Origin of the sequence: Micromonospora sp. NBC_00421 (assembly GCF_036017915.1) — a bacterium.
In the GTDB taxonomy this organism is placed as follows: Bacteria; Actinomycetota; Actinomycetes; order Mycobacteriales; family Micromonosporaceae; genus Micromonospora.
On sequence record NZ_CP107929.1, the window covers coordinates 6,260,357 to 6,280,642 of the forward strand.

Below are 20,286 nucleotides of genomic sequence, written 5' to 3' on the forward strand. Positions count from 1 at the left end.
ACCGGTCCGTGGGTGTCGGCCACCCTCGGTCACTCCGCGGATGCACGGGCGACAGCCTGGAGCGCCGATCGCACGTCCGTGACCTCGGTCACCTGCATGTTCCCGGGGCCGGCACCGGTGCTGTCGGGGCCGCATCCGGGCGGCACGAGGGCCGTCCGGAAGCCGAGCCGGGCGGCTTCGGCGAGTCGGCGGGGGACCGCACCGACCCGGCGTACCTCGCCGGTCAGCCCGACCTCGCCGATCGCCACCAGGTGCGGCGCGATCGCCAGGTTGAGCCCGCCGGAGGCGACCGCCAGCGCTACCGCGAGATCGGCGGCCGGCTCGACCACCCGGATCCCGCCGACGGTGGCCGCGAAGACCTCCCGGTCGTGCAGGGTCAGCCGCTCGGTACGACGTTGGAGCACCGCCAGCACCATGGCCAACCGGGCCCCGTCGAGCCCCGAGACGGTACGCCGGGGCGAGCCGGCCACCGTCGCCCCGATCAGCGCCTGCACCTCGGTCAGCAGCGCCCTGCGCCCCTCCATCGCCACCGTGACGCAGGTGCCCGGGACCGGCTCGGAGTAGCGGGTGAGGAAGAGCCCGGACGGGTCGGCCAGGCTGCTGATGCCCCCCTCGTGCATCTCGAAGCAACCGACCTCGTCGGCCGCACCGAACCGGTTCTTGACGCCCCGGACCATCCGCAGCGAGGAGTGCTTGTCGCCCTCGAAGTGCAGCACCACGTCGACCAGGTGCTCCAGCACCCGGGGACCGGCGACCTGGCCGTCCTTGGTGACGTGGCCGACCAGCACGGTGGCGATGCCGCGCTCCTTGGCGACCGCGACCAGGGCGGCGGTGACGGCCCGCACCTGGGTCACCCCGCCCTGCACCCCTTCGCTGCCGGTGGTGGAGATGGTCTGCACCGAGTCGAGGACCAGCAGGCCCGGCTTGACCGCGTCGAGGTGACCCAGCACGGCGGCCAGGTCGCTCTCGGCGGCCAGCCACAGCTGCTCGTGCAGGGCGCCCATCCGCTCGGCGCGCAGCCGGACCTGGCTGACCGACTCCTCGCCGCTGACCACCAGCGACGGGCTGCCCGCGGTGGCCGCCCACTGCTGCGCCACGTCGAGCAGCAGGGTGGACTTGCCCACGCCGGGCTCGCCGGCGAGCAGGACCACCGCGCCGGGGACCAGGCCGCCGCCGAGGACCCGGTCGAGTTCGCTGACCCCGGTGGGCCGGGCGCGGGCCGGCGCGGCGCTGATCGTGGCGATCGGTCGGGCCGGCTCGGCCGGCATCCGGGAGCTGACCACCCGGCCGGAGACGACCGGCCCGGTGACCGTGGACTCGACCACCGATCCCCACTCGCCACACTCCGGGCAGCGCCCCACCCACTTGGGCGGCTGGTGGCCGCAGGCGTCGCAGGCGTAGGCAGGGCGGGGCTCACGGGCGGCCCGGCCCCGGGCCGCGCCGGACGCACCACGGGCGGGAGTCGATCGGGGGGTGGTCACCCCAGGACGCTAACCCCGACCGGTGACGAAAACACCGTCGGCGTGGTGGTCACCACGCCGACGGTGTCGTCGGTGCCTTCGGGTCCTGCCCGGGTCAGCCGCCGTGGCCGGAGCTGCCCTCCTGGCTGCTCTCCTCGCCACCCTCGCGGTGCACGATCGGGGAGGCCGGGGCCGCCGGGCTCAGCGGCACGCCGACCGGGACCGGGGTGCTGACGGTACGACCGCCGCCGAAGTCGAAGGTCAGGTTGACCTGCTGGCCGCTGCGCAGCGCCTCGTTCAGCCCGACGAGCTGGAGGTGCCTGCCGTTCTGCACGTTGAGCTGGACGTAACCGAGGGCCGGGATCTCGATCCGGGCCGGCTGTCCGGCCGGCGCGGACGGGCTGGCCGCCGCCGAGGGAGAAGCACCCTCCGACGGCGACGCGGTGTCCGACGGGGACGCGCCCTCCGAGGGCGAAGCACCCCCCGACGGGGACGCGCCCTCCGACGGGGAGGCACCCTCAGACGGGGAGGCACCCTCAGACGGGGAGGCGGTGCCCGACGGGGACGCGCTCCCGGTCTCGGACGGGGACGCGGAGCCGGACGGGCTGGCCGAGCCGGCGGCCCCGGTGAGCAGGATCTGCCGGGCACTGTCGGTGGTGACGGTGACGGTGACCGGCTCCCGGGTGTCGTTGTAGATCACCGTGTTGATCGCGGCGTTCCCACCGGCGGCGAAGCCGCTCTCCCCCGGGTACGCGACGTAGAGACCGCGCACCTTGTACGCGTTGTCCGGCGTCTGGACGTTCACACCCTGGACCGACGGCTGCTTGTTGGCGGTCTCGGACACCTGGCCCGCCCCGCAACCCGTCGCGAGCAGGGCGGTCGTCGCCGCCAGGCCGGACAGCAGCAGGGTGGTCCGCCGGGAACCCCTGATCGAGCGCGTCACGTCGGTCCTCCTCGTCACGATCCGCACCCGGCCGTACCCCGGGCACGGGGTGGTCATACCCGCGCAGACCGCGCTCCAGGGTAGTTGGAGCTGATCGAGGGCCGCACGCGGACCCGGTGCCGCCACCCGGGCGGGTGCCGGTCAGACCACCCGACCACTCGCCACCAGTAACACCACATCGATCAGGGCCACCACCATGACCGCCCGGAACGCGGCCACCGAGCGACCGCCACCCCGGGTGGCGGCGCGTCCCGCGTACCAGCCGACGGCCGGGACCGCGACGGCCGCGACGACGGCCGCCCAGCCGACCCACGACGGTGGTCCGGGTGGCCCGAGGACCAGGGTGACGGTGGCGGCGAGCAGCAGTCCGGCGGCGGCCAGCCGGCTCCCGGTGGCACCGAGCCGGTGCGGCAGGCCGCGTACTCCCGTGCGGGCGTCGTCGGCCAGGTCGGGCAGCACGTTGGCGAAGTGCGCCCCCGCGCCCAGGCAGGCCGCCGCGACGATCAGCCAGACCGGTGGCGTCGGTGCCCCCGGGAGGGCGAGCACCACGAAGGCGGGCAGCGTGCCGAAGGAGACCGCGTACGGCAGCACCGAGAGCGGGGTGGACTTCAGCGGCCAGTCGTAGAGCAGCGCCGAGACCAGGCCGAGGGTGTACCAGAACGCGGCGACCGGGTTGGTGGTCGACGCCAACAGCACGGTGGCGATCGCGGCCAGCCTGGCGGCCACCACCACCGTGCGGCGATCCACCAGCCCGGCGGCGATCGGCTTGTCGGTACGCCCCACCGTGGCGTCCCGCCCGGCGTCCACCGCGTCGTTGGTCCAGCCGACGGCGAGCTGGCTGGACAGCACGGTGAGCACCACGGCGACCGTCCCGGCCGGACGGTGGCCGACCCCGACGGCGAGCAGTCCGGCCACCGTGGTCACGGCCAGGCCCGGTTCCGGATGACTCGCCCTGACCAGCCCCGACATCGTCCTCGACATACGGGAAGTCTGGTCGTTACCGGCCGGTCGTGTCACGCTCGGTGCCATGCGTGACGCTGCGGTGTCCAACGGTGTCCGGGTGCTGCCCCCCAACGACCCCCGCCAGTACGACGACCTCGCCGGTGAGTGGTGGCGGCCCGACGGCGCCTTCGCGATGCTGCACTGGCTGGCCCGCGCCCGCGCGGCCCTGGTGCCGCCGGCGACCCGGCCCGACGCGGTCCTGGTCGACCTCGGCTGTGGTGCCGGGTTGATGGCCCCCCACCTGGCCGGCAAGGGCTACCGGCACGTCGGGGTGGACCTCACCCGGTCGGCGCTGGAGCAGGCGGCGGCACACGGGGTGACGGTGCTCGCCGCAGACGCCACGGCGGTGCCGCTCGCCGACGGTTGCGCCGACGTGGTGGCCGCCGGTGAGCTGCTCGAACACGTGCCCGACTGGCGGTCGGCGGTCGCCGAGGCGTGCCGTCTGCTGCGCCCCGGCGGGCTGCTGGTGCTGGACACCCTCAACGACACCGTGCTGGCCCGGCTGATCGCGGTGGAGCTGGGTGAACGGCTGCCCACGGTGCCCCGGGGCATCCACGACCCACGGTTGTTCGTGGACGACCGGGAATTGGTCGCCGAGTGCGCCCGGCACGGTGTCGCGCTGCGGGTGCGGGGGGTCCGCCCGGGTCTGCGGGGCACACTGGGCTGGCTGGTGCGGCGCGCCCTCGGGGGTGTCGGCCGGGGACGGCGCGACGGCGGGCCCAGGATCCGACAGACCTGGTCGACGGCGGTGCTCTACCAGGGCCGTGGGGTCCGACACGGGTAGCCGCCCCGGTTCGGGGTACCAGGAACACCCAGGAAGGGGAGCGGATGACTGTGGACGTACTGGCGGCGGCCCGCCGGTTGGCGCCGAGGTTCGCCGCGCGGGCGGCTGGCCACGACCGGGACGGCACCTTCCCGGTCGACGACTTCGCCGACCTGCGGGAAGCCGGGCTCTTCGGGTTGATGGTCCCGGCCGGGCTGGGGGGCGTCGACTCCTCCTTCGCCGGGTACGCGGCGGTCGCCACCGAGCTGGCCCGGGGCAACGGCGCGACCGCGCTGGTGTTCAACATGCACGCCTCGGTCACCGGCGCGCTCGGCGCGGTCACCGAGGAGTTGGCCGAGGCGTTGGGCGTACCGGACGAGGCGCTGGCCGCCCGGGACCGGCTGCTCCGGGCGGCGGCCGAGGGCGCCTGGTACGCGGTGGCGATGAGCGAACGCGGCGCGGGGGCCCGGCTGTCCCGGCTCAGCACGGTCTACGAGCCGGTCGACGGCGGTTGGCGGGTCAAGGGGAGCAAGGCGTTCTGCTCCGGGGCCGGTCACGCCGACGGCTACCTGGTGGCCGCGCGCAGTGCCGTCGACCCGTCGGTGGTGTCCCAGTTCCTGGTCCCCGCCGGGGAGGGAGTGACCGTGGAACCGACCTGGGACGCCCTGGGCATGCGGGCCACCTCCTCGCACGACCTGCACCTGGACGTGACCGTGCCGGCGGACCGGCTGCTCGGCGGCGTGGAGGGGCTTGCCCTGGTGGTCGCCCAGCTCATGCCGCACTGGCTGGTGGCCAGCTATGCCGCCGTCTACGTGGGGGTGGCCCGCTCGGCGGTGGACGCCGCCGCCGAGCACCTCAACGCCCGGGACCTGGGTGGTCTGCCGGCGGTCCGGGCCCGGCTCGGCCGGGCGGACGCGGCGGTGGCGGCGGCGGAGCTGGTGGTGGCCGAGGCGGCCCGCCGGGTCGACGACGCCCCCGGTGACGAGGAGACGAACCGGTGGGTATGGCGGGCGAAACTGCTCGCCGGCAGCACGGCGGCGGAGGTGGCGGCGTCCATGCTGGAGGCGGCCGGCACCTCGGCGACCCGGCGGGGGCATCCGCTGGAACGGCTCTACCGGGACGCCCGCTGCGGCTCGCTGCACCCGGCGACCTCGGACGTGTGCGCCGACTGGCTCGGGGTGGCGGTGCTCGGGGGTGACCCGGACCGCGACGGAACGGCCCCTCGTTGGTGAGGGTGACGGAGGTCGGGGTGGCCGCCGGAGGCGCAGTGTCGACGAGAGGTGGGGACAGATGGCCGTGCCGTTGATCGCGGGGCTGGGTACGGCGCATCCGCCCGGTGCCAGCCAGGACGAACTCTGGACGGGGTACTTCGCGAAGCACTTCTCGGGTGCCACCCGGGCGCTGGCCGAGCGGATCTTCGCCAACTCGGGGGTGTCCCGCCGGCAGGCGGCGGTCAACCCGCTGCTGGAGGACGTCTCGGACTGGCCGACCGAGCGACGGATGCGGCGTTACCAGGTGGAGGCCCTGCCGCTGGGCAAGGAGGCGGTGGGCCGGGCGTTGACCGTCGCCGGGCTCGCGGCGAGCGACCTGGGCCTGTTCGTGGTCTGCTCGTGCACCGGCTACGCCACCCCCGGGCTGGACATCCTGCTCGCCCGTGACCTGGGCATGGCCCCGGACACCCAGCGTATGTTCGTCGGGCACATGGGCTGCTACGCGGCCCTGCCGGGGCTGGGCGCGGCGGGTGACTTCGTGACCGCGCGGGGTCGACCGGCGCTGCTGCTCTGCGCCGAACTGACCAGCCTGCACATCCAGCCGGCATCGGCCCGGATGGACACCCAGCAGATCATCTCGCACGCCCTCTTCTCCGACGCCGCGGTGGCCGCCGTGGTGGTCCCGGGGGCGGAGACCGGCACGCCGGGCTACGCGTTGCGCGAGGTCGCCTCGGTCACCGACACCTCGACCGCCGACCACATGACCTGGGACGTCACCGACACCGGTTTCCGGATGGGCCTGTCGCCGAAGGTGCCGCAGGTGCTATCGACGCACGTCCGGGGGCTGATCGACGGGCTGCTGGCCCGGCACGGCACGACGATCGCCGAGGTGGACGGCTGGGCGGTGCATCCCGGTGGGCCGCGCATCCTCAACGTGGTGGAGCGGGAGTTGGCACTGCCCGACGACGCGCTGGCGGCCTCCCGGGCGGTCCTCGACGAGCACGGCAACTGCTCCTCGCCGACGGCGTTGCTGATCGTGGACCGGCTGCTCCGGCGAGCGGTGCCGCCCCGGTGGATCGTGCTGCTCGCCTTCGGCCCGGGGCTCACCCTCTACGCGGCTCTCCTCGAACGCCGGTCCTGACCGCCCTGGTCCGCGGTGGAATGCCTGGTCGGGGCCGGTGGACTCGGCGCTGCGCCGAGCGCCGTGGCCGGCGTCTGGCTACCCTCGCCGGGTGGGGGTCGAGGCGGGCGGTGGGGACCGGCTGCGCGGTGCGGTGCTGGCCGGCGCGGTCCTGCTCGCCCTGCTCGGGGGCGGCTGGTGGTGGTCGGCCACCGCCCCGGCGACCGGCCGGACCGGGACGGCGACGGTGTCGCCGGAATCGTCGGCCCGGACGGAGGCGACCCGGCGCGTCGTGGTGATCGACCCCCGGACCGGTCGGGTGCTGGAGTCGACCGAGCTGCCCGGCGCTTCCGGCGACCCCGACGTGGGGCTGCCGACGTTCACCGACACCCGGTGGCGCGAGCGGATGACCCTGGTGGCCGGGCGGGCGCCGGTCCGCCGGGAGTCGGTGGCCGACGGCGCGCGGCACCTGTTCCAGTACCGCTGCTCGGGAGACGGCACCCTGCTGATCTCGATCCTGCACGACGATCCGCCGGAACGACGACAGACCGACTGCGACGGTGAACTGGTCGCGTGGGAGCTGACCGGCCCGGACGGGCTCACCCGGTTGGAGTTCTCGGCGGTGGGGCCGGGGTCGGTCGAGTTGGAGGCGCAGGTCGTCGCGGTGCCCTGAGCGACGCTTACTGCGCGGCTATGCCCGCTGCGCGGGGCCGGCCGGCACCCGCACCGGCACTTCCTGGCCCTCGTGGCGGGGTCAGCCGGCGAGCCGGGCCAGGTCGTCCCGGTAGTCGACGGCGGCACCCAGCTCGGGCAGGACCCGGACCACCGTGCCGGCCCGGTCCGCCAGCAGCGCCGGGGCGGTGTCGGGCCGGGCGGGCAGGTGCAACGCGGCGCGCAGTTCGCCGGTGGGGTCGGCGAGGGCGCGTACCGGGCCGCCGACGGGTGGGGCGGGAGTCACCTCCCGCCCACCGGCGACGCTTACCACCTGGACGCCCTCGGGTGCGGCGCTGGCGGCGGCGGCCACCTGCGCGGCGCAGGCGCACCCGTCCACCAGAATGATCATTGCGGGCAGCAGACCGCGTAGCGGGACCGGCCGCTGGTCGACGTCGACCAGGTCAAGGGCGGGCAGCGACCGGCCGACCAGCGGTGGTGGCGAGGCCGACTGCGGCAGCACGGTGGGCCGGTCGGTGCCGCGGGACGACCGGGGCCAGGTGACGGTGACCAGACCGACGGTGGTGGCCAGCACCGCCACCAGGAGCATCAACAGCGGTAGCCCGAGCGGTGGTCGGCCGTCCGGGCGGGGGGTCAGCCCCAGCCGCCGTCGCCAGCGGGTGGCCGAGCTGCGGCGGCGCAGCTCGCGGCGCAGCTGGGCGGCCTCCTCGGCGAGCGCGGACGCGTCGTCCGGCACCACCACCCGACCCCACTCCGGCGGCAGATCGGGCAGTCCGTGTCCCTCTGCGTCAGGCATGCCCATCGGACCCCCCGGTAAGCGGTGCGGCGAGCGGTGTGCGGTACCCCTCCAGCCTCCCGCACGGACCCTCCTGCCGCCAGACCTGGGCGGCCGGGACGCCGCCGGGCTACCATGGGAGGAGCGCATAGCCCGAGAAATCCACGCTCCGTCCGCCCGTACCGGGTTGTCATCCGCTGCTCACGGAGCGTGTCTGAACCATTGGTTTGGCCGCCTGTCAAGCCGAAGCAAGACCTCTCACAGGGCCCCTGAGCTGCGCCAACGGTCAGGACGGCAGCGGGACATTGGTGCCTGAGCGTGTTACCCTAGACACAGCGAAAGGGGTTTCGAACCTATGGTTTTCAGCGTCGGCGAGACCGTTGTCTACCCCCACCACGGGGCCGCACTCATCGAGGCAATCGAGACTCGGGTCATCAAGGGTGAGCCCAGGGAATACCTGGTTCTGAGGGTCGCGCAGGGTGACCTGACGGTCCGGGTGCCCGCCGAGAACGCCGAGATCGTGGGCGTCCGTGAGGTGGTCGGCGAAGAAGGCCTGGGAAAGGTCTTCGACGTGCTCCGGGCACCGCACACCGAGGAGCCGACCAACTGGTCGCGGCGTTACAAGGCGAATCTGGAGAAGCTGGCCTCCGGCAACCCGCTGAAGGTCGCCGAGGTCGTCCGCGACCTGTGGCGTCGGGAGCGGGAGCGGGGCCTTTCCGCGGGTGAGAAGCGCATGCTCGCCAAGGCCCGTGACATTCTCGTCGGCGAGGTCGCGCTGGCCGAGAAGAGCACCAAGGACGAGGCGGAGTCGCTGCTCGACAAGGTCCTCACCGAGGCCTGATCCCACCGCATCGTCGTACCCACTGCGTAGCGAAGAATTCCCGAGGACCGCGACGTGACCGCGCAGCTCAATCCGCGCGGTGACGTCGCGGTCCTCGTTCCTGCCGCCGGTGCCGGGGTAAGACTCGGTCCGGGTGGTCCCAAGGCGCTCCGGCTGCTCGGCGGGGAGCCCCTGCTGGTGCACGCGGTACGCCGGATCGCGGCCGCCCCGTCGGTGCACACCGTGGTGGTGGCCGCGCCGGCCGCCGAGGTCGACGCGGTCCGGCGGCTGCTGGCCCCGGTGGCCCCGGTCCTGGTGGTGGCGGGTGGTGCCGAACGACAGGCGTCGGTGGCGAACGCCCTGGCCGCCGTGCCGCCGGGTCCGGGCATCGTGCTGGTGCACGACGCCGCCCGGGCGCTCACCCCGGCCGCACTGGTCGAGGCGGTGGCGGCGGCGGTCCGGGCCGGCCACGACGCGGTGATCCCGGTGCTTCCCGTGGTCGACACGATCAAGAGGGTGGACGGCGACGGCGTCGTCCTCGGCACCGTCGACCGGTCCGCCCTGCGGGCCGTGCAGACCCCGCAGGGTTTCCGTCGGGAGGTGCTGGCCGCCGCGCACGCCGCCGCCGGTGACCCGCTCACCGACGACGCCGGCCTGGTCGAGAAGCGGGGTGTGCCGGTGTTCTGTGTGCCCGGCTCCGAGTACGCGCTGAAGGTCACCCGCCCGTTCGACCTGACCCTGGCCGAGCAGCTGCTGGCCGCCGGGCATTGACGCGTACCCTCGATTCATGATCGTTCCCCGGGTCGCCGTCGGCACCGACATCCACGCCTTCGCCGCTGGCCGGCCGTGCTGGCTGGCCGGCCTGCACTGGCCCGGCGAGGACGGCCTGGCCGGGCACTCCGACGCCGACGTGGTCGCGCACGCCGCCTGCAACGCACTGCTCTCCGCCGCCGGGCTCGGTGATCTCGGGGCCAACTTCGGGGTCGACCAGCCGGAGTGGGCCGCCGCCTCCGGGGTGGCGCTGCTCACCGAGTCCGCCCGCCGGGTCCGCGCGGCCGGGTTCGGGATCGGCAACGTCTCGGTGCAGGTGGTCGGCAACCGGCCCCGGATCGGCCCGCGTCGTGAGGAGGCACAGCGGGTGCTCTCCGCGGCGGTCGGTGCACCGGTCACCGTCACCGCCGCCACCAGCGACGGGCTCGGCTTCACCGGGCGGGGCGAGGGCCTGGCCGGCATCGCGGTGGCCCTGGTCTACGACGCGGCGGCGGGGTAGGGCCGGCAGTGACCGACGACGAATCGACCCTGGACGGCTACCGGCAGCGAGCCCAACTGCTTGCCGAGCTGGGCCGCTACGACGAGGCCGCCGAGGAGCTGGGCTTCGCGCTCGCCCTGGCCCCGGCCGACCCGTCCGCATTGACGCTGCTGGCCCGGCTGCACCTCGCCGCCGACCGCCCCGGTGCGGCGGTCGCCGCCGCCGACGCGGCGATCGGCGGCCCGTCGGCACTGCCGGACCCGCCTGGCCCGTCGGCACTGCCGGACCCGCCTGGCCCGTCGGCACTGCCGGACCCGCCTGGCCCGTCGGCACTGCCGGACCCGCCTGGCCCGTCGGCACTGCCGGACCCGCCTGGCCCGTCGGCCCCGCCAGGCTCGCCCGGCTCGTCTGGCCCGCCCGGCCCGTCGGCCCCGTCCGGCTCGCCCGGCCCGTCGGCCCCGCCAGGCTCGCCCGGCTCGTCGGAACAGGTGGGCTTCTCGGTGCCGCCTGTCACACCAGGACCGCCGCCGCCGGGCCGGACCGCACCGGCGGTCGGGTCCGGCCCGTCCGGGGAGGTCGGCGCGATGGTGCCGACCGCCGCGCTTGTCGTCCGGGCGATCGCCCTCGCCGACCTGGGGGAGTACGCCGAGTCGGCCCGTACCGCCGATCGGATCCTGGCGGCCGGGCCGGCCGACGCGTACGCCCAGCGGAGCGCGGCGGCGATCCTGGCCGAGGCGCGCAACGGCCAGCCGGCGCTGAACGCGGCCTGGCGTGGGGTGGAGCTGGCCCCCGACGAGCCGCAGGCGCACCTGGTGCTGGCCCTGGTCGCCGGCCGGCTGGAGCTGTTCGACCTGGCCGAGCGGGCCTACCGGGAGGCGCTGCGGCTCGACCCGGAGCTGGCCGAGGCCCGGCACGACCCGGGGGTGCTACGGCTGGAGCGGCGTCGCTGGGTGCTGGCGCTGGAACAGGTTGCCGCGTTGGCGCCGGTGCACCCGGCCCGCGCGGAGAAGCTGCCGCTGTGGACCGGGCTGCGCCGGTTCGTCCTGGTCGGTGGCGGCTGGTCGCTGGTCGCCAGCCTGCTGCTCGCCGTCCTGGCCGCCGGCGGGGCGGGGGCGAGCCGACTGGTGGCGGTGCTGGCGGCGGCCGGTGGCGGCCTGCTGGCCTGGCGGCTGGCCCGGCAGGTCCCCGAGCTGAGCCGGGTGGTCCTGCCGGTGCTGCGCCGGGAGGACCGGCCGTTGGCCCTCGCCGTGTACGCCGTCCCGACCGCCCTGGCGCTGCTGCTGCTCTTCGCCCTGGTGGGCAGCCCGTGGCCGCTGGTGCTCGCCATCGCCGTCGCGGTGCCCGCCACCCTGATCGCCGCCACCCGCGCGGGCGTCTAGGGCGGTCCCGCCGGGGCGTTCAGGAACGCCGGGGCAGTCGGCGGCAGGAACGCCGGGCGGTCGGGTGCGCCAGGGCAGTCGGCAGCGGATGGTCAGGGGCGGCGGGTCCAGGTCCAGGCGTAGTCGGTGTCCTCGCACTCCACGGCGGCGTCGCAGAGGTCGAGCGGGCGGAAGGTGTCGACCATGACGGCCAGCTCGTCGAAGAAGTCGACGCCGATCGAGCGTTCCGCCGCACCCGGCTGCGGGCCGTGGGTGAAGCCGGACGGGTGCAGCGAGATCGAGCCCTGCCCGATGCCGGAGCCGCGTCGGGCCTCGTAGTTGCCGCCGGTGTAGAAGAGCATCTCGTCGGAGTCGACGTTGTGGTGGTGGTACGGCACCGGGATGGCGTCGGGGTGGTAGTCGACCTTGCGGGGGACGAACGAGCAGATCACGAAGTTGGGGCCCTGGAAGGTCTGGTGCACAGGCGGCGGCTGGTGGATGCGGCCGGTGATCGGCTCGAAGTCGTGGATGGAGAACGCCCACGGGTACTGGTGCCCGTCCCAGCCGACCACGTCGAACGGGTGGTGGGCGTAGACGTGCCGGGTCCAGGCGGTGCCGGTGGCCCGGGAGCGGTGCCGGACCAGCACCTCGACGTCGGTCCCGTCGACGAGCAACGGCGCGTCCGGCCCCCGGACGTCCCGCTCGCAGTACGGCGAGTGTTCGAGGAACTGGCCGCGCACCGACAGGTAGCGCTTCGGTGGGCCGATGTGCCCGCTGGCCTCGATGGTCAGCAGCCGGACCGGGGTGTCGCCGGTGGGGACCAGCCGGTGCACTGTCGAGGTGGGGACGACGACGTAGTCGCCGGCGACCAGGTCGAGTGCGCCGAAGGTGGACTCCAGCCGCAGCGTGCCCGCCTCGACATAGAGGCACTCGTCGCCGGTGGCGTTGCGGTAGAGCGGGGACGGCCGGTCGGCCAGCGCGTACCCGATCCGGACGTCGTCGTTGGCGAGCAGGTGACGCCGGCCGAGCACCGGGTCGGGCCCCGCGCCGGCGAGCTGGTGGGTACGCAGGTGGCGCGGCTTGAGCGGATGGTTCGGCAGCCGGGTGTAACCGGGTGGGGTGAACTCCTCGGCGGCGACGATCGCGGTCGGCGGATGCCGGTGGTAGAGCAGGGACGAGTCGGCGGAGAAGCCCTCCTGGCCCATCAGCTCCTCGGTGTAGAGGCTGCCGTCGGGCTGGCGGAACTGGGTGTGCCGCTTGCGGGGCACCTCGCCGACGCTGCGGTAGTACGGCATGTCGCCTCCCGTTTCGTCCCGATATCCGGCCGGTGGCGTCCGATAACCGGACGTTGCTGTCCGTTCCTTGACAGCGTCCCGTAGATTCTTGTCTCGTGTCAACGCAGGTCCCCCGCCTCCTCGCCGGGCTCGTCGACGACGCCGCCGTCTTCCCGCCCGGCAGCGCGTCGCTGCCCGACGCGCTCGTGGCGCACCGCGAACACCACACCTCCTGGTATTCAGCCCTGGTCGGCCCGCTGCTGGTGCCCGCCTCCGCCGTCGCCGCCGGCACGCTGACCGGCCTGGTCGACCCGGCCGAGAGCTTCGTGGTCGGGCTGATCGGCGACACCGGCATCGCCCGGCTGCCCGCCGCGCTGACCGGCCTCGCCGCCGCCGGCATCGTGGTCCGGCAGGTCGAGGTGGCGGTCGCCCACCGCGGTGAGGACCCGCAGCCCGGCCTGGCCGAGCTGCTCCGGCTCGCCGGGGCGGGGGCGGACCGGGAGCCCACCCGGTCCGGCGACCTCGACTGGTACGCCGAGCTGCCGCTGACCTTCGGGCTGAGCGCCGCGCTCGACACCCTCGCCGAGGCCCGCGCGGCAGGCGTACCGATCGCCGCGAAGTTCCGCACCGGCGGGCTGGCCGCAGAGCTCTTCCCCACCCCGGTCGAGCTGGCCGCGGTGATCTGCGCCTGCCGGGACCGGGAGGTGCCGTTCAAGCTGACCGCCGGGCTGCACCACGCGGTGCGCCACCTCGACCCGGAGACCGGCTTCACCCACCACGGCTTCGGCAACGTGCTGGCCGCCACCCTCGCCGCCGCCGCCGGTGCCGAGGTGGACGCCGTCGCCGTACTGCTCGCCGACACCGATGCGGTACGGCTTGTCGAGCCGGCCCGCGCGGCCCGCGACGCCGACCGTCCGCTGTGGGTGGGGTTCGGCTCGTGCAGCGTCCGGGAACCACTTACCGATCTGATCCGGCTGGGGCTGGTGAACGGGGGATTCGACAGATGAGCTGGGTGCCGGGCGTGGACGGGTCGCCGTACGGGGTGACCAACCTGCCGTACGGGGTGTTCCGGCACGACGGGCAGCCGCCCAGGATCGGCGTACGCGTCGCCGACCTGGTGTTCGACCTGGCCGGCGCGGAGTCGGCGGGGCTGGTGCTCGCCGCCGGGGCGTTCGGCCGGCCCACCCTCAACGACTTCATGGCGCTGGGTCGCCCGCAGTGGACCTCGGTCCGGCAGCGCCTGGCCGAACTGCTCACCGACCCGGCGCACCGGGCCGCCGTGGAGCCGCTGCTGGTGCCACTGGCCGAGGTCGAGCTGATGCTGCCGTTCGAGGTGGCCGACTACGTCGACTTCTACTCCTCCGAGCACCATGCCGGCAACGTCGGGCAGATCTTCCGCCCCGGCCAGCCGCCGCTGCTGCCGAACTGGAAGCACCTGCCGATCGGCTACCACGGCCGGGCCGGCACGGTGGTGGTCTCCGGCACCCCGATCGTCCGCCCGACCGGGCAGCGCGGCACCGACCAGGGCCCCACCGTCGGCCCGTCGGTACGCCTCGACATCGAGGCCGAGGTGGGTTTCGTGGTCGGGGTGCCGAGCGCGCTGGGCGACCGGGTGCCCACCGCCGACTTCGCCGACCACGTCTTCGGGGTGGTGCTTGTCAACGACTGGTCGGCCCGGGACATCCAGGCCTGGGAGTACCAGCCGCTCGGGCCGTTCCTCGGCAAGTCCTTCGCCACCTCGGTCTCCGCCTGGGTGACCCCGCTGGACGCGCTGGCCGACGCGTTCGTGCCGGCCCCGGAGCAGGAACCGGCGGTGCAGGACTACCTGCGGCAGACCCCGCACCTGGGCCTCGACCTGCGGCTTTCGGTCGAGTGGAACGGCGGGCGGGTCACCGAGCCGCCGTTCGCCGGCATGTACTGGACCCCGGCCCAGCAGTTGGCCCACCTCACCGTCAACGGCGCGTCCCTGCGGACCGGCGACCTGTACGCCTCGGGCACCGTCTCCGGCCCCGAGCGGGGCCAGGTCGGCTCGTTCCTGGAGCTGACCTGGGGCGGTGCCGAACCGGTCCAGGTCGGCGGGGACACCCGTACCTTCCTGGCCGACGGTGACACCGTCACCCTGCGGGCCACCGCCCCCGGCCCGGACGGCACCACCGTCGCCCTCGGCGAGGTGACCGGGCAGATCCTGCCGGCCCGCTGAGGCTCTCCGCCCCCGCCCGTCCCCAGGGCAGCCGGCCCGCTCCGACCGGTCCGTCCACCGGGCAGCCGGCCCCGCTCCGCCGGCCGTCGCACCGGTTGTCCGATCGTCCGTGCCTCCCGCCGCGTTTGTCCTTCGGATTCCGTCGGCACACCCTGCGTCGCCCGCCTCCCGTCGGCGGCGTGGGGTGTGTCGGCGTGACACGTCCCAGCGGACAGGAGGTAGGAGCATGAACGATCTCGTCGGCGCGGTGTGGCGCACCAGTAGCCGCTCGAACGACCAGGGGCTCTGTGTGGAGGTGGCGGACAATCTCGTCCGTACCCGGGCAGTGGTCGGGGTACGCGACTCCAAGGACCCGTCGGGTCCGGCCCTGGTCATCGGCCCACCGGGTTGGGCGGCGTTCGTCGACGCCGTCCGGGAGGGGCTGTTCCGGCCCTGAGCGATGCGGTCACCGGTGCCCCGGACGGGGCACCGGTGACGGAAATTTCATCGTCCGACCTCCCGTCGGCCGCTCACTCCCCGTACGGTGGACGACACGGGAGGTGTCATGGCGACGGTTTCGGTCACCGATTTCATCGAGGCGCCGGCCGTCGACGTGTGGACACTCCTGACCGACCTGCCGGTCCGCGTCGACTGGCTCTGCACGGTCAGCGCCGTCGAGCTGCTCACCCCCGGGCAGTTCGGGCCGGGCACCGTCTGGCGGGAGACCCGCACCCGGCCGGACGGTGGCGACCAGCCGGAGGAGTTCGTCGTGCTGGCCGCCGAACCACCGCACCGACTGGAGCTCAGTTCCCCCGGCATCGGGGTGGACTACCGGATCAGCTGGACCCTGCGGACGGTCCAGCGCCGTCGCCGGGGCTGCACCGCCGTCACCGTCGAGCACCGGGCGGTGCCGACCGCCCCGTACGGCCGGATGCTGGCGCTGCTCTTCGGCGGCCTGGCCGCCCGGACGGTGGAGGGCGCGATCCGGCGGGACCTGACCGCGCTGGCCGCCACCATGCGCAGCACCGGCCGGGCCACCGCAGCCTGACCCGCCCCCGGCACTCCGCACCCCGGCAGCCGGCCCCCGCACCCGCGCCCCGAGCGCCCGGGGACCTGGCCGGGATCGGGTTGGCGCATCCGTTCGCGCGACGCGGCGTGACCTGACCGGTCCCGAAGGGGAAGGCCTGGGTAGGGTGCCGGGCGGAGGTGGGCATGGGATTCCCCAAGGGACGGCGACGACTAGTGGTCGCGGCCGCCACGCTGCTCACCCTCGCGGTGGTCGCCGGCATCGGTTACCGGGTGCTCGCCCCCGCCGAGGTAAGCACGCCCGCCCAGGGCGCGCCGCCGTCGGCCGGCACCCCGGCGATCGGGGTGGTGGGCCGGCTGCCTGTCGCGCCGCTTGTGGTCGCGGGACGGCTCCGGGTCTACGCCGCCGACCGGCAGCTCTATGCCGACCAGCCCGCCGACGGCCGGAACCGGGTCACCCCGTTCTGGTCGTACCGGCGCTGGCCCGCCTCGCTCGACGGGGTGCTGGCGGCCGGTACGACGGTGCTCAGCCACTGGTCGGACGGGAAGCTGGTGGCGCTGGACGCCCTCACCGGCCGGGTCGCCTGGCGGGCCGACGGGCCCGAGCCGGACGACACCCCGCCGGCCCGGCGCACCGGGGCGGCCACCGTCTGGGACCCGCGCGGGATCTCCGTCGCATCCACCCCGGCGGGCCGGACGGTGCTTGTGGTCTCCGGGGCGGGCAGTCTGCGCGGCCACGACCTCGCCGACGGGCGGGCGCTCTGGCGGGCCGACGGTGACCCGGACTGCCGTACCGACCTGGGCACCACCGCCGCCGGGCAGGTCGTCTCGGTCGACTCCTGCGCCGGGCCGACGGCTGTCGAGTTCCGGGACGTCGCCACCGGCACGGTCGCCACCCGCTGGCGACCGCCGGACGCCCCCGACCGGTTCGCCGTCACCCCGGTCGGCTGCCTCACCCCCCGCTCGCAGTGCCGGGGGCTGCGCACCGACGCCGGCTCCGGCGGCCGGGGTTGGCAGGTCGGCCCGGGTGCGCCGATGGCCGCCCCCGCGCTGGACGCGGCCGACAGCACCCTGGTCGGTGAGCTGGCCGTCGGTGACGACGGCGGGGTGCTCAAGGGGCGGGAGGCCCGCAGCGGCAAGGAACGCTGGCAGCGCGGTGACCTGGGCCCGGTCCAGATCCTCGCCACCGAGGCCGGCCGGCTCTACGTGCTTACCGAACGCCGCGAGCTGGTCACCCTGGACCCGGTCACCGGTGCCCAGCGGTCCCGGTTCCCGATGACCCCCGGCCGGGACGGCATCGGCTGGAAACCCGGCCGGGCGTACGCGGCAGGCGGCTACGTCGCGGTGGAGCGGCTGCGGGAGCGCGCCGACCCGGACGACGACGACCAGGCGTACTTCCTGATGGCCGAGCCGGTGGTGCTCGCCGCGACCTGAACCCGGCCCCGGCGAGCCCTGACCTGGTCCCGCCCGTCGGCGCCCGGCCCGCCGAGCCCTGGTCCCGCCCCCATCGAGCCCGTGACCGAACGGGCTCAGGACAGCGCGGCCTCTGCGGCGGCCAGGAAGGCGTCGTTCTCGGCCGGGGTGCCGATGGTGACCCGTACCCCGTCGCCGGGGAACGGCCGGACGATCACGCCGCGCGCCTCGCACGCCCGACCGAACTCCACGGCCCGCCCGCCCAGCGGCAGCCAGACGAAGTTGGCCTGGCTGGACGGCACGTCGGGGACGAGCTTGCGGAGCGCCTCGGTGACCCGGTCCCGTTCGGCGACGACAAGCGCGCAACGGCGCTCGACCTCGTCGGCCTGGGCCAGCGCGGCAAGCGCCCCCGCCTGGGCGGCGGTGCTCGTGGAGAACGGGGTGACCACCTTGCGTACCGCCGCGGCCACCTCCGGGGCACCGACCAGCCAGCCGATCCGCAGCCCGGCCAGCCCCCACGCCTTGGACAGGGTGCGCAGCACCACCACGTTGGGCCGGTCGAGGTAGGTCAGGCCGTCCGGCACCTGTGGGTCGGTGACGAACTCCCGGTACGCCTCGTCGATGACGACGAGCACGTCGTCGCCGACGGCGTCGAGGAACCGGTCCAGCTCCGGCTTGCGTACCGCCGTGCCGGTGGGGTTGTTGGGGTTGCAGACCAGCACCATCCGGGTCCGGTCGGTCACCGCCGCGGCCATCGCCGCCAGGTCGTGCCCGTGGCCGGCGTCGTTGGGCACCCGCACGCTGTTCGCCCCGCTGGTCGCCGCGATGATCGGGTACGCCTCGAACGAGCGCCACGAGTAGAGCAGCTCGTCGCCGGGCAGGCAGGTGGCCCGGACCAGGTGCTCGGCCAGCGCCACCGACCCGCAGCCGGTGGCGATCCGGTCGGGGTCCACGCCGTACCGCTCGGCGAGCGCGGTGCGCAGCGCCACCACGCCCATGTCCGGGTAGCGGTGCGAGCCGGTGACCGCCTCGGTGACCGCCTCGACCACCCCGGGCAGCGGTCCGTACGGGACCTCGTTGCTGGCCAGCTTGATCGCCTCGGCCAGGCCCAGCTCGCGGGCCAGGTCGGCCGGACTGCGCCCGGGTACGTAGTTGGGCAGCGCGTCCAGGTCGGCGCGGGTCAGCCGCAGCGACGGCTGGTGACGTCCGGTGTCGGTCATGGGGTGTCTCCCGGGGGCTCGGGGTCGGCGCGGTCGGTGGGGGTGTCGGGGCTGTCGGGTCGCGGCACCTGCACCACTACCGTCTGGGCCCGCTTGTCGTGCAGCGCCTGGCGCAGCGGGTGGTCGAAGAGCGCGGAGACCGCGTCGACGAACTGGAGCAGCAGGCCGAAGCCGCAGCAGAACCAGAGCAGGGTGGGCATGCCCATGGTGCTCCACCGGCGGGTGGCCCGGCCGAAGCCGAGCGGCTGGTCGGCGTCGACAGGCACCGCCCGGATGCGCAGCAGCCGCTTGCCCAGGGTCTGCCCGCCGGAGGCCATCGTCGGCACCTCGTAGGCGAACCAGAGCGCGGTCGCGATGACCAGGATGGCGATCTGGAGGCCGCCGGCCTGCTCGCCGATGGTGGGCAGGCCCTCCCGGGAGGAGTCGCCGGCCATCGCCCGGCGGACCGCCTCCCGCAGGTAGGGCGCGGTCTCCTCGAAGTACCGCCAGACGAACCAGCCGTTGACCACCGCGTTGAGCAGGAAGACGGCACCGAAGTCGATCAACCGGGCGACCAGCCGGGCGCCGTAACCGGCAAGCGGCACGCCGTGCGGGCGCGGCTCCGGGGGACGCCCCGGCCAGGTCGGGTACGGCCAACCGGGCGGCGGCCCGCCGGGCTGACCGACCCCGTCCACGCCCGGCTGCGCTGCCCCGGGTCGTCCCGCGACCGGCGGCTGCCCGGCCCAGGGCGGGCCGGAGGTCCCCGGTGGTGTGCCAGGTGCACCGGGGGCGGTCGGGGCCCACGGGGATGCCGAGGGTCGACCGGCCGTCGTCGGTCCGCCCGCGGCGGGGGACGTCGGGGCGGGCGGCTCTTCGACCGGCTCCGGTTCGGGCGGCGGCGGACCGTCCGGTGGGGTGGCGTCGACCGGGATCGGGGCACCGATCCAGCCCTCACCGTCCCACCACCGTCGGGTGGTCGGCTCGGCCGGGTCGACGTGCCACCCTGGTTGCACGCTCACGGTCTCGCCCTGCGCTGTCCGGTGCGGTCGCTCTGCTCGCTCACCCGGCAACCTTAACGACGATGGTGCCGGCGAACTTGTCGTGGAGGCACTGCTGCCACGGCTTGTCCCAGAGCTGCCACAGCCCGTCGAGGTAACTGAAGCCGGGAATGACCGCCCCGCCGACCTGGTGGACGGCCCACCGCTTGGCCGCCGCCTTCCGGGTCAGCGTGCCGGCCGGGTCGAGTGGCACCACCTGGAGCTTCATCGCCCGCTTGCCGATGGTCTGCCCGGTCCTGAACATCATCTCGACCTGGTAGAGGTAGCTCAGAACGAACATCACCAGGAAGATCACGGCCTCCAGCGCCAGCAGCGGCAGCAGGAAGGCGGTGAACGGGTCGGCGATGGGCTGGCCGTCGGACCCGGTGCTCAGGTCCGGCAGGACCAGCGTGAAGAAGACGATGAAGGCCGGCACGATGAAGACCAGGCTGGCCGCCCCGAGCACCAGCCCGTCGATGAGCACCGCGAGCAGCCGGTCGCCGAAGCCGGCCAGCGGCAGCCCGCGCGGCGAGAACCCCGGAAAGCCCGGCGGTGCCGTGCCGGGTGCCGGCGGTGGGTATCCGGGCAGGCCGGCGTACGGGCCGGGTGGCGTCGGGTAGGGGCCGGGCTGCGGATACCCGCCGGGTGGGGCGGGGTGGGGGCCGGGTTGCGGCGGCACGGCGTACCCCTGGGGGGTGGGGCCGGAGGGCGGGGCGAAGCCGCCGGCGGCGGGCGGAGGCCCACCGGCCGGCGGCGTCGGGTGTGTCGGAGGCTGCGTCACGCGG

The 20,286-nt window shown here is 74.8% G+C and carries 20 protein-coding genes and 1 pseudogene; 13 read left to right on the forward strand and 8 right to left on the reverse strand.

All coding sequences use genetic code 11. The features are described from left to right. Positions 1-29: 29 nt before the first annotated feature. The 3 genes from radA to OHQ87_RS26810 all read right to left on the reverse strand — a co-directional run bounded on the left by radA (position 30) and on the right by OHQ87_RS26810 (position 3,384). Positions 30-1,481 carry a DNA repair protein RadA gene (gene radA / locus OHQ87_RS26800; protein WP_328342341.1) on the reverse strand — a complete coding sequence of 484 codons (1,452 nt, stop codon included), beginning with the start codon at positions 1,479-1,481 and terminating at the stop codon, positions 30-32. 94 nt (positions 1,482-1,575) lie between these two features. Further along, positions 1,576-2,403 carry a hypothetical protein gene (locus OHQ87_RS26805; protein WP_328342343.1) on the reverse strand — a complete coding sequence of 276 codons (828 nt, stop codon included), beginning with the start codon at positions 2,401-2,403 and terminating at the stop codon, positions 1,576-1,578. A gap of 141 nt (positions 2,404-2,544) precedes the next feature. Continuing rightward, a complete protein-coding gene (locus OHQ87_RS26810; protein WP_328342344.1) occupies positions 2,545-3,384 on the reverse strand; it encodes a UbiA family prenyltransferase in 840 nt (279 codons plus the stop codon). A 46-nt stretch (positions 3,385-3,430) separates the two neighbouring features. Here OHQ87_RS26810 and OHQ87_RS26815 point away from each other — a divergent pair, with 46 nt between their 5' ends. From OHQ87_RS26815 to OHQ87_RS26830, 4 genes are all read left to right on the forward strand, one after another. Beyond that, positions 3,431-4,189: a methyltransferase domain-containing protein gene (locus OHQ87_RS26815; RefSeq protein ID WP_328342346.1), complete on the forward strand. Its 759-nt coding sequence runs from the start codon at positions 3,431-3,433 to the stop codon at positions 4,187-4,189. A gap of 44 nt (positions 4,190-4,233) precedes the next feature. Beyond that, positions 4,234-5,400 carry an acyl-CoA dehydrogenase family protein gene (locus tag OHQ87_RS26820; RefSeq protein WP_328342347.1) on the forward strand — a complete coding sequence of 389 codons (1,167 nt, stop codon included), beginning with the start codon at positions 4,234-4,236 and terminating at the stop codon, positions 5,398-5,400. A gap of 58 nt (positions 5,401-5,458) precedes the next feature. Beyond that, the gene (locus OHQ87_RS26825) at positions 5,459-6,520 is read left to right on the forward strand and encodes a type III polyketide synthase (protein ID WP_328342349.1); all 1,062 of its coding nucleotides are present in this window, start codon (positions 5,459-5,461) and stop codon (positions 6,518-6,520) included. Positions 6,521-6,611: 91 nt separating this feature from the next. After that, positions 6,612-7,172 carry a hypothetical protein gene (locus OHQ87_RS26830; protein WP_328342351.1) on the forward strand — a complete coding sequence of 187 codons (561 nt, stop codon included), beginning with the start codon at positions 6,612-6,614 and terminating at the stop codon, positions 7,170-7,172. A gap of 81 nt (positions 7,173-7,253) precedes the next feature. On the opposite strand, the gene OHQ87_RS26835 is transcribed toward OHQ87_RS26830, so the two are convergent. After that, positions 7,254-7,973: a hypothetical protein gene (locus tag OHQ87_RS26835; protein WP_328342352.1), complete on the reverse strand. Its 720-nt coding sequence runs from the start codon at positions 7,971-7,973 to the stop codon at positions 7,254-7,256. Between the two features lie 328 nt (positions 7,974-8,301). Here OHQ87_RS26835 and OHQ87_RS26840 point away from each other — a divergent pair, with 328 nt between their 5' ends. From OHQ87_RS26840 to OHQ87_RS26860, 4 genes and pseudogenes are all read left to right on the forward strand, one after another. Next, entirely contained in the window at positions 8,302-8,787 is a 486-nt protein-coding gene (locus tag OHQ87_RS26840; RefSeq protein ID WP_091610855.1) for a CarD family transcriptional regulator, read from the forward strand. Between the two features lie 54 nt (positions 8,788-8,841). Further along, positions 8,842-9,537, forward strand: a complete 696-nt coding sequence (ispD, locus tag OHQ87_RS26845; protein ID WP_328342356.1) for a 2-C-methyl-D-erythritol 4-phosphate cytidylyltransferase — start codon at positions 8,842-8,844, stop codon at positions 9,535-9,537. A gap of 16 nt (positions 9,538-9,553) precedes the next feature. Further along, positions 9,554-10,036, forward strand: a complete 483-nt coding sequence (gene ispF / locus OHQ87_RS26850) for a 2-C-methyl-D-erythritol 2,4-cyclodiphosphate synthase (protein ID WP_328342358.1) — start codon at positions 9,554-9,556, stop codon at positions 10,034-10,036. A 512-nt stretch (positions 10,037-10,548) separates the two neighbouring features. Next, positions 10,549-11,394, forward strand: a pseudogene (locus OHQ87_RS26860) (tetratricopeptide repeat protein); the annotation flags it as partial. Between the two features lie 92 nt (positions 11,395-11,486). On the opposite strand, the gene OHQ87_RS26865 reads toward OHQ87_RS26860, so the two are convergent. After that, positions 11,487-12,668: a homogentisate 1,2-dioxygenase gene (locus tag OHQ87_RS26865; RefSeq protein ID WP_328342359.1), complete on the reverse strand. Its 1,182-nt coding sequence runs from the start codon at positions 12,666-12,668 to the stop codon at positions 11,487-11,489. A 95-nt stretch (positions 12,669-12,763) separates the two neighbouring features. On the opposite strand from OHQ87_RS26865, the gene OHQ87_RS26870 reads away from it, so the two are divergent. The 5 genes from OHQ87_RS26870 to OHQ87_RS26890 all read left to right on the forward strand — a co-directional run bounded on the left by OHQ87_RS26870 (position 12,764) and on the right by OHQ87_RS26890 (position 17,286). Then, the gene (locus OHQ87_RS26870) at positions 12,764-13,654 is read left to right on the forward strand and encodes a hypothetical protein (protein WP_328342361.1); all 891 of its coding nucleotides are present in this window, start codon (positions 12,764-12,766) and stop codon (positions 13,652-13,654) included. Then, on the forward strand, positions 13,651-14,847 hold the full coding sequence (gene fahA, locus OHQ87_RS26875) for a fumarylacetoacetase (RefSeq protein WP_328342363.1): 1,197 nt from the start codon (positions 13,651-13,653) through the stop codon (positions 14,845-14,847). Before OHQ87_RS26870 ends, fahA begins: the two co-directional genes overlap by 4 nt. A 226-nt stretch (positions 14,848-15,073) precedes the next feature. Beyond that, the gene (locus tag OHQ87_RS26880; RefSeq protein WP_328342365.1) at positions 15,074-15,283 is read left to right on the forward strand and encodes a DUF397 domain-containing protein; all 210 of its coding nucleotides are present in this window, start codon (positions 15,074-15,076) and stop codon (positions 15,281-15,283) included. Positions 15,284-15,391: 108 nt separating this feature from the next. After that, positions 15,392-15,874, forward strand: a complete 483-nt coding sequence (locus OHQ87_RS26885) for an SRPBCC family protein (RefSeq protein WP_328342367.1) — start codon at positions 15,392-15,394, stop codon at positions 15,872-15,874. Positions 15,875-16,038: 164 nt separating this feature from the next. Then, entirely contained in the window at positions 16,039-17,286 is a 1,248-nt protein-coding gene (locus tag OHQ87_RS26890; protein ID WP_328342369.1) for an outer membrane protein assembly factor BamB family protein, read from the forward strand. Between the two features lie 95 nt (positions 17,287-17,381). Here the strand turns inward: OHQ87_RS26890 and hisC are convergent, their stop codons facing one another. From hisC to OHQ87_RS26905, 3 genes are read right to left on the reverse strand one after another with little or no spacing between them, the layout of a single operon-like run. Further along, complete coding sequence (gene hisC / locus OHQ87_RS26895) at positions 17,382-18,485, reverse strand: histidinol-phosphate transaminase (protein ID WP_328342371.1); 1,104 nt, start codon at positions 18,483-18,485, stop codon at positions 17,382-17,384. Continuing rightward, the gene (locus tag OHQ87_RS26900; protein WP_328342373.1) at positions 18,482-19,483 is read right to left on the reverse strand and encodes an RDD family protein; all 1,002 of its coding nucleotides are present in this window, start codon (positions 19,481-19,483) and stop codon (positions 18,482-18,484) included. The genes hisC and OHQ87_RS26900 overlap by 4 nt, the downstream gene beginning before the upstream one ends. Before the next feature lie 40 nt (positions 19,484-19,523). After that, on the reverse strand, positions 19,524-20,282 hold the full coding sequence (locus tag OHQ87_RS26905; protein ID WP_328342375.1) for an RDD family protein: 759 nt from the start codon (positions 20,280-20,282) through the stop codon (positions 19,524-19,526). Between the last annotated feature and the right edge of the window lie 4 nt (positions 20,283-20,286).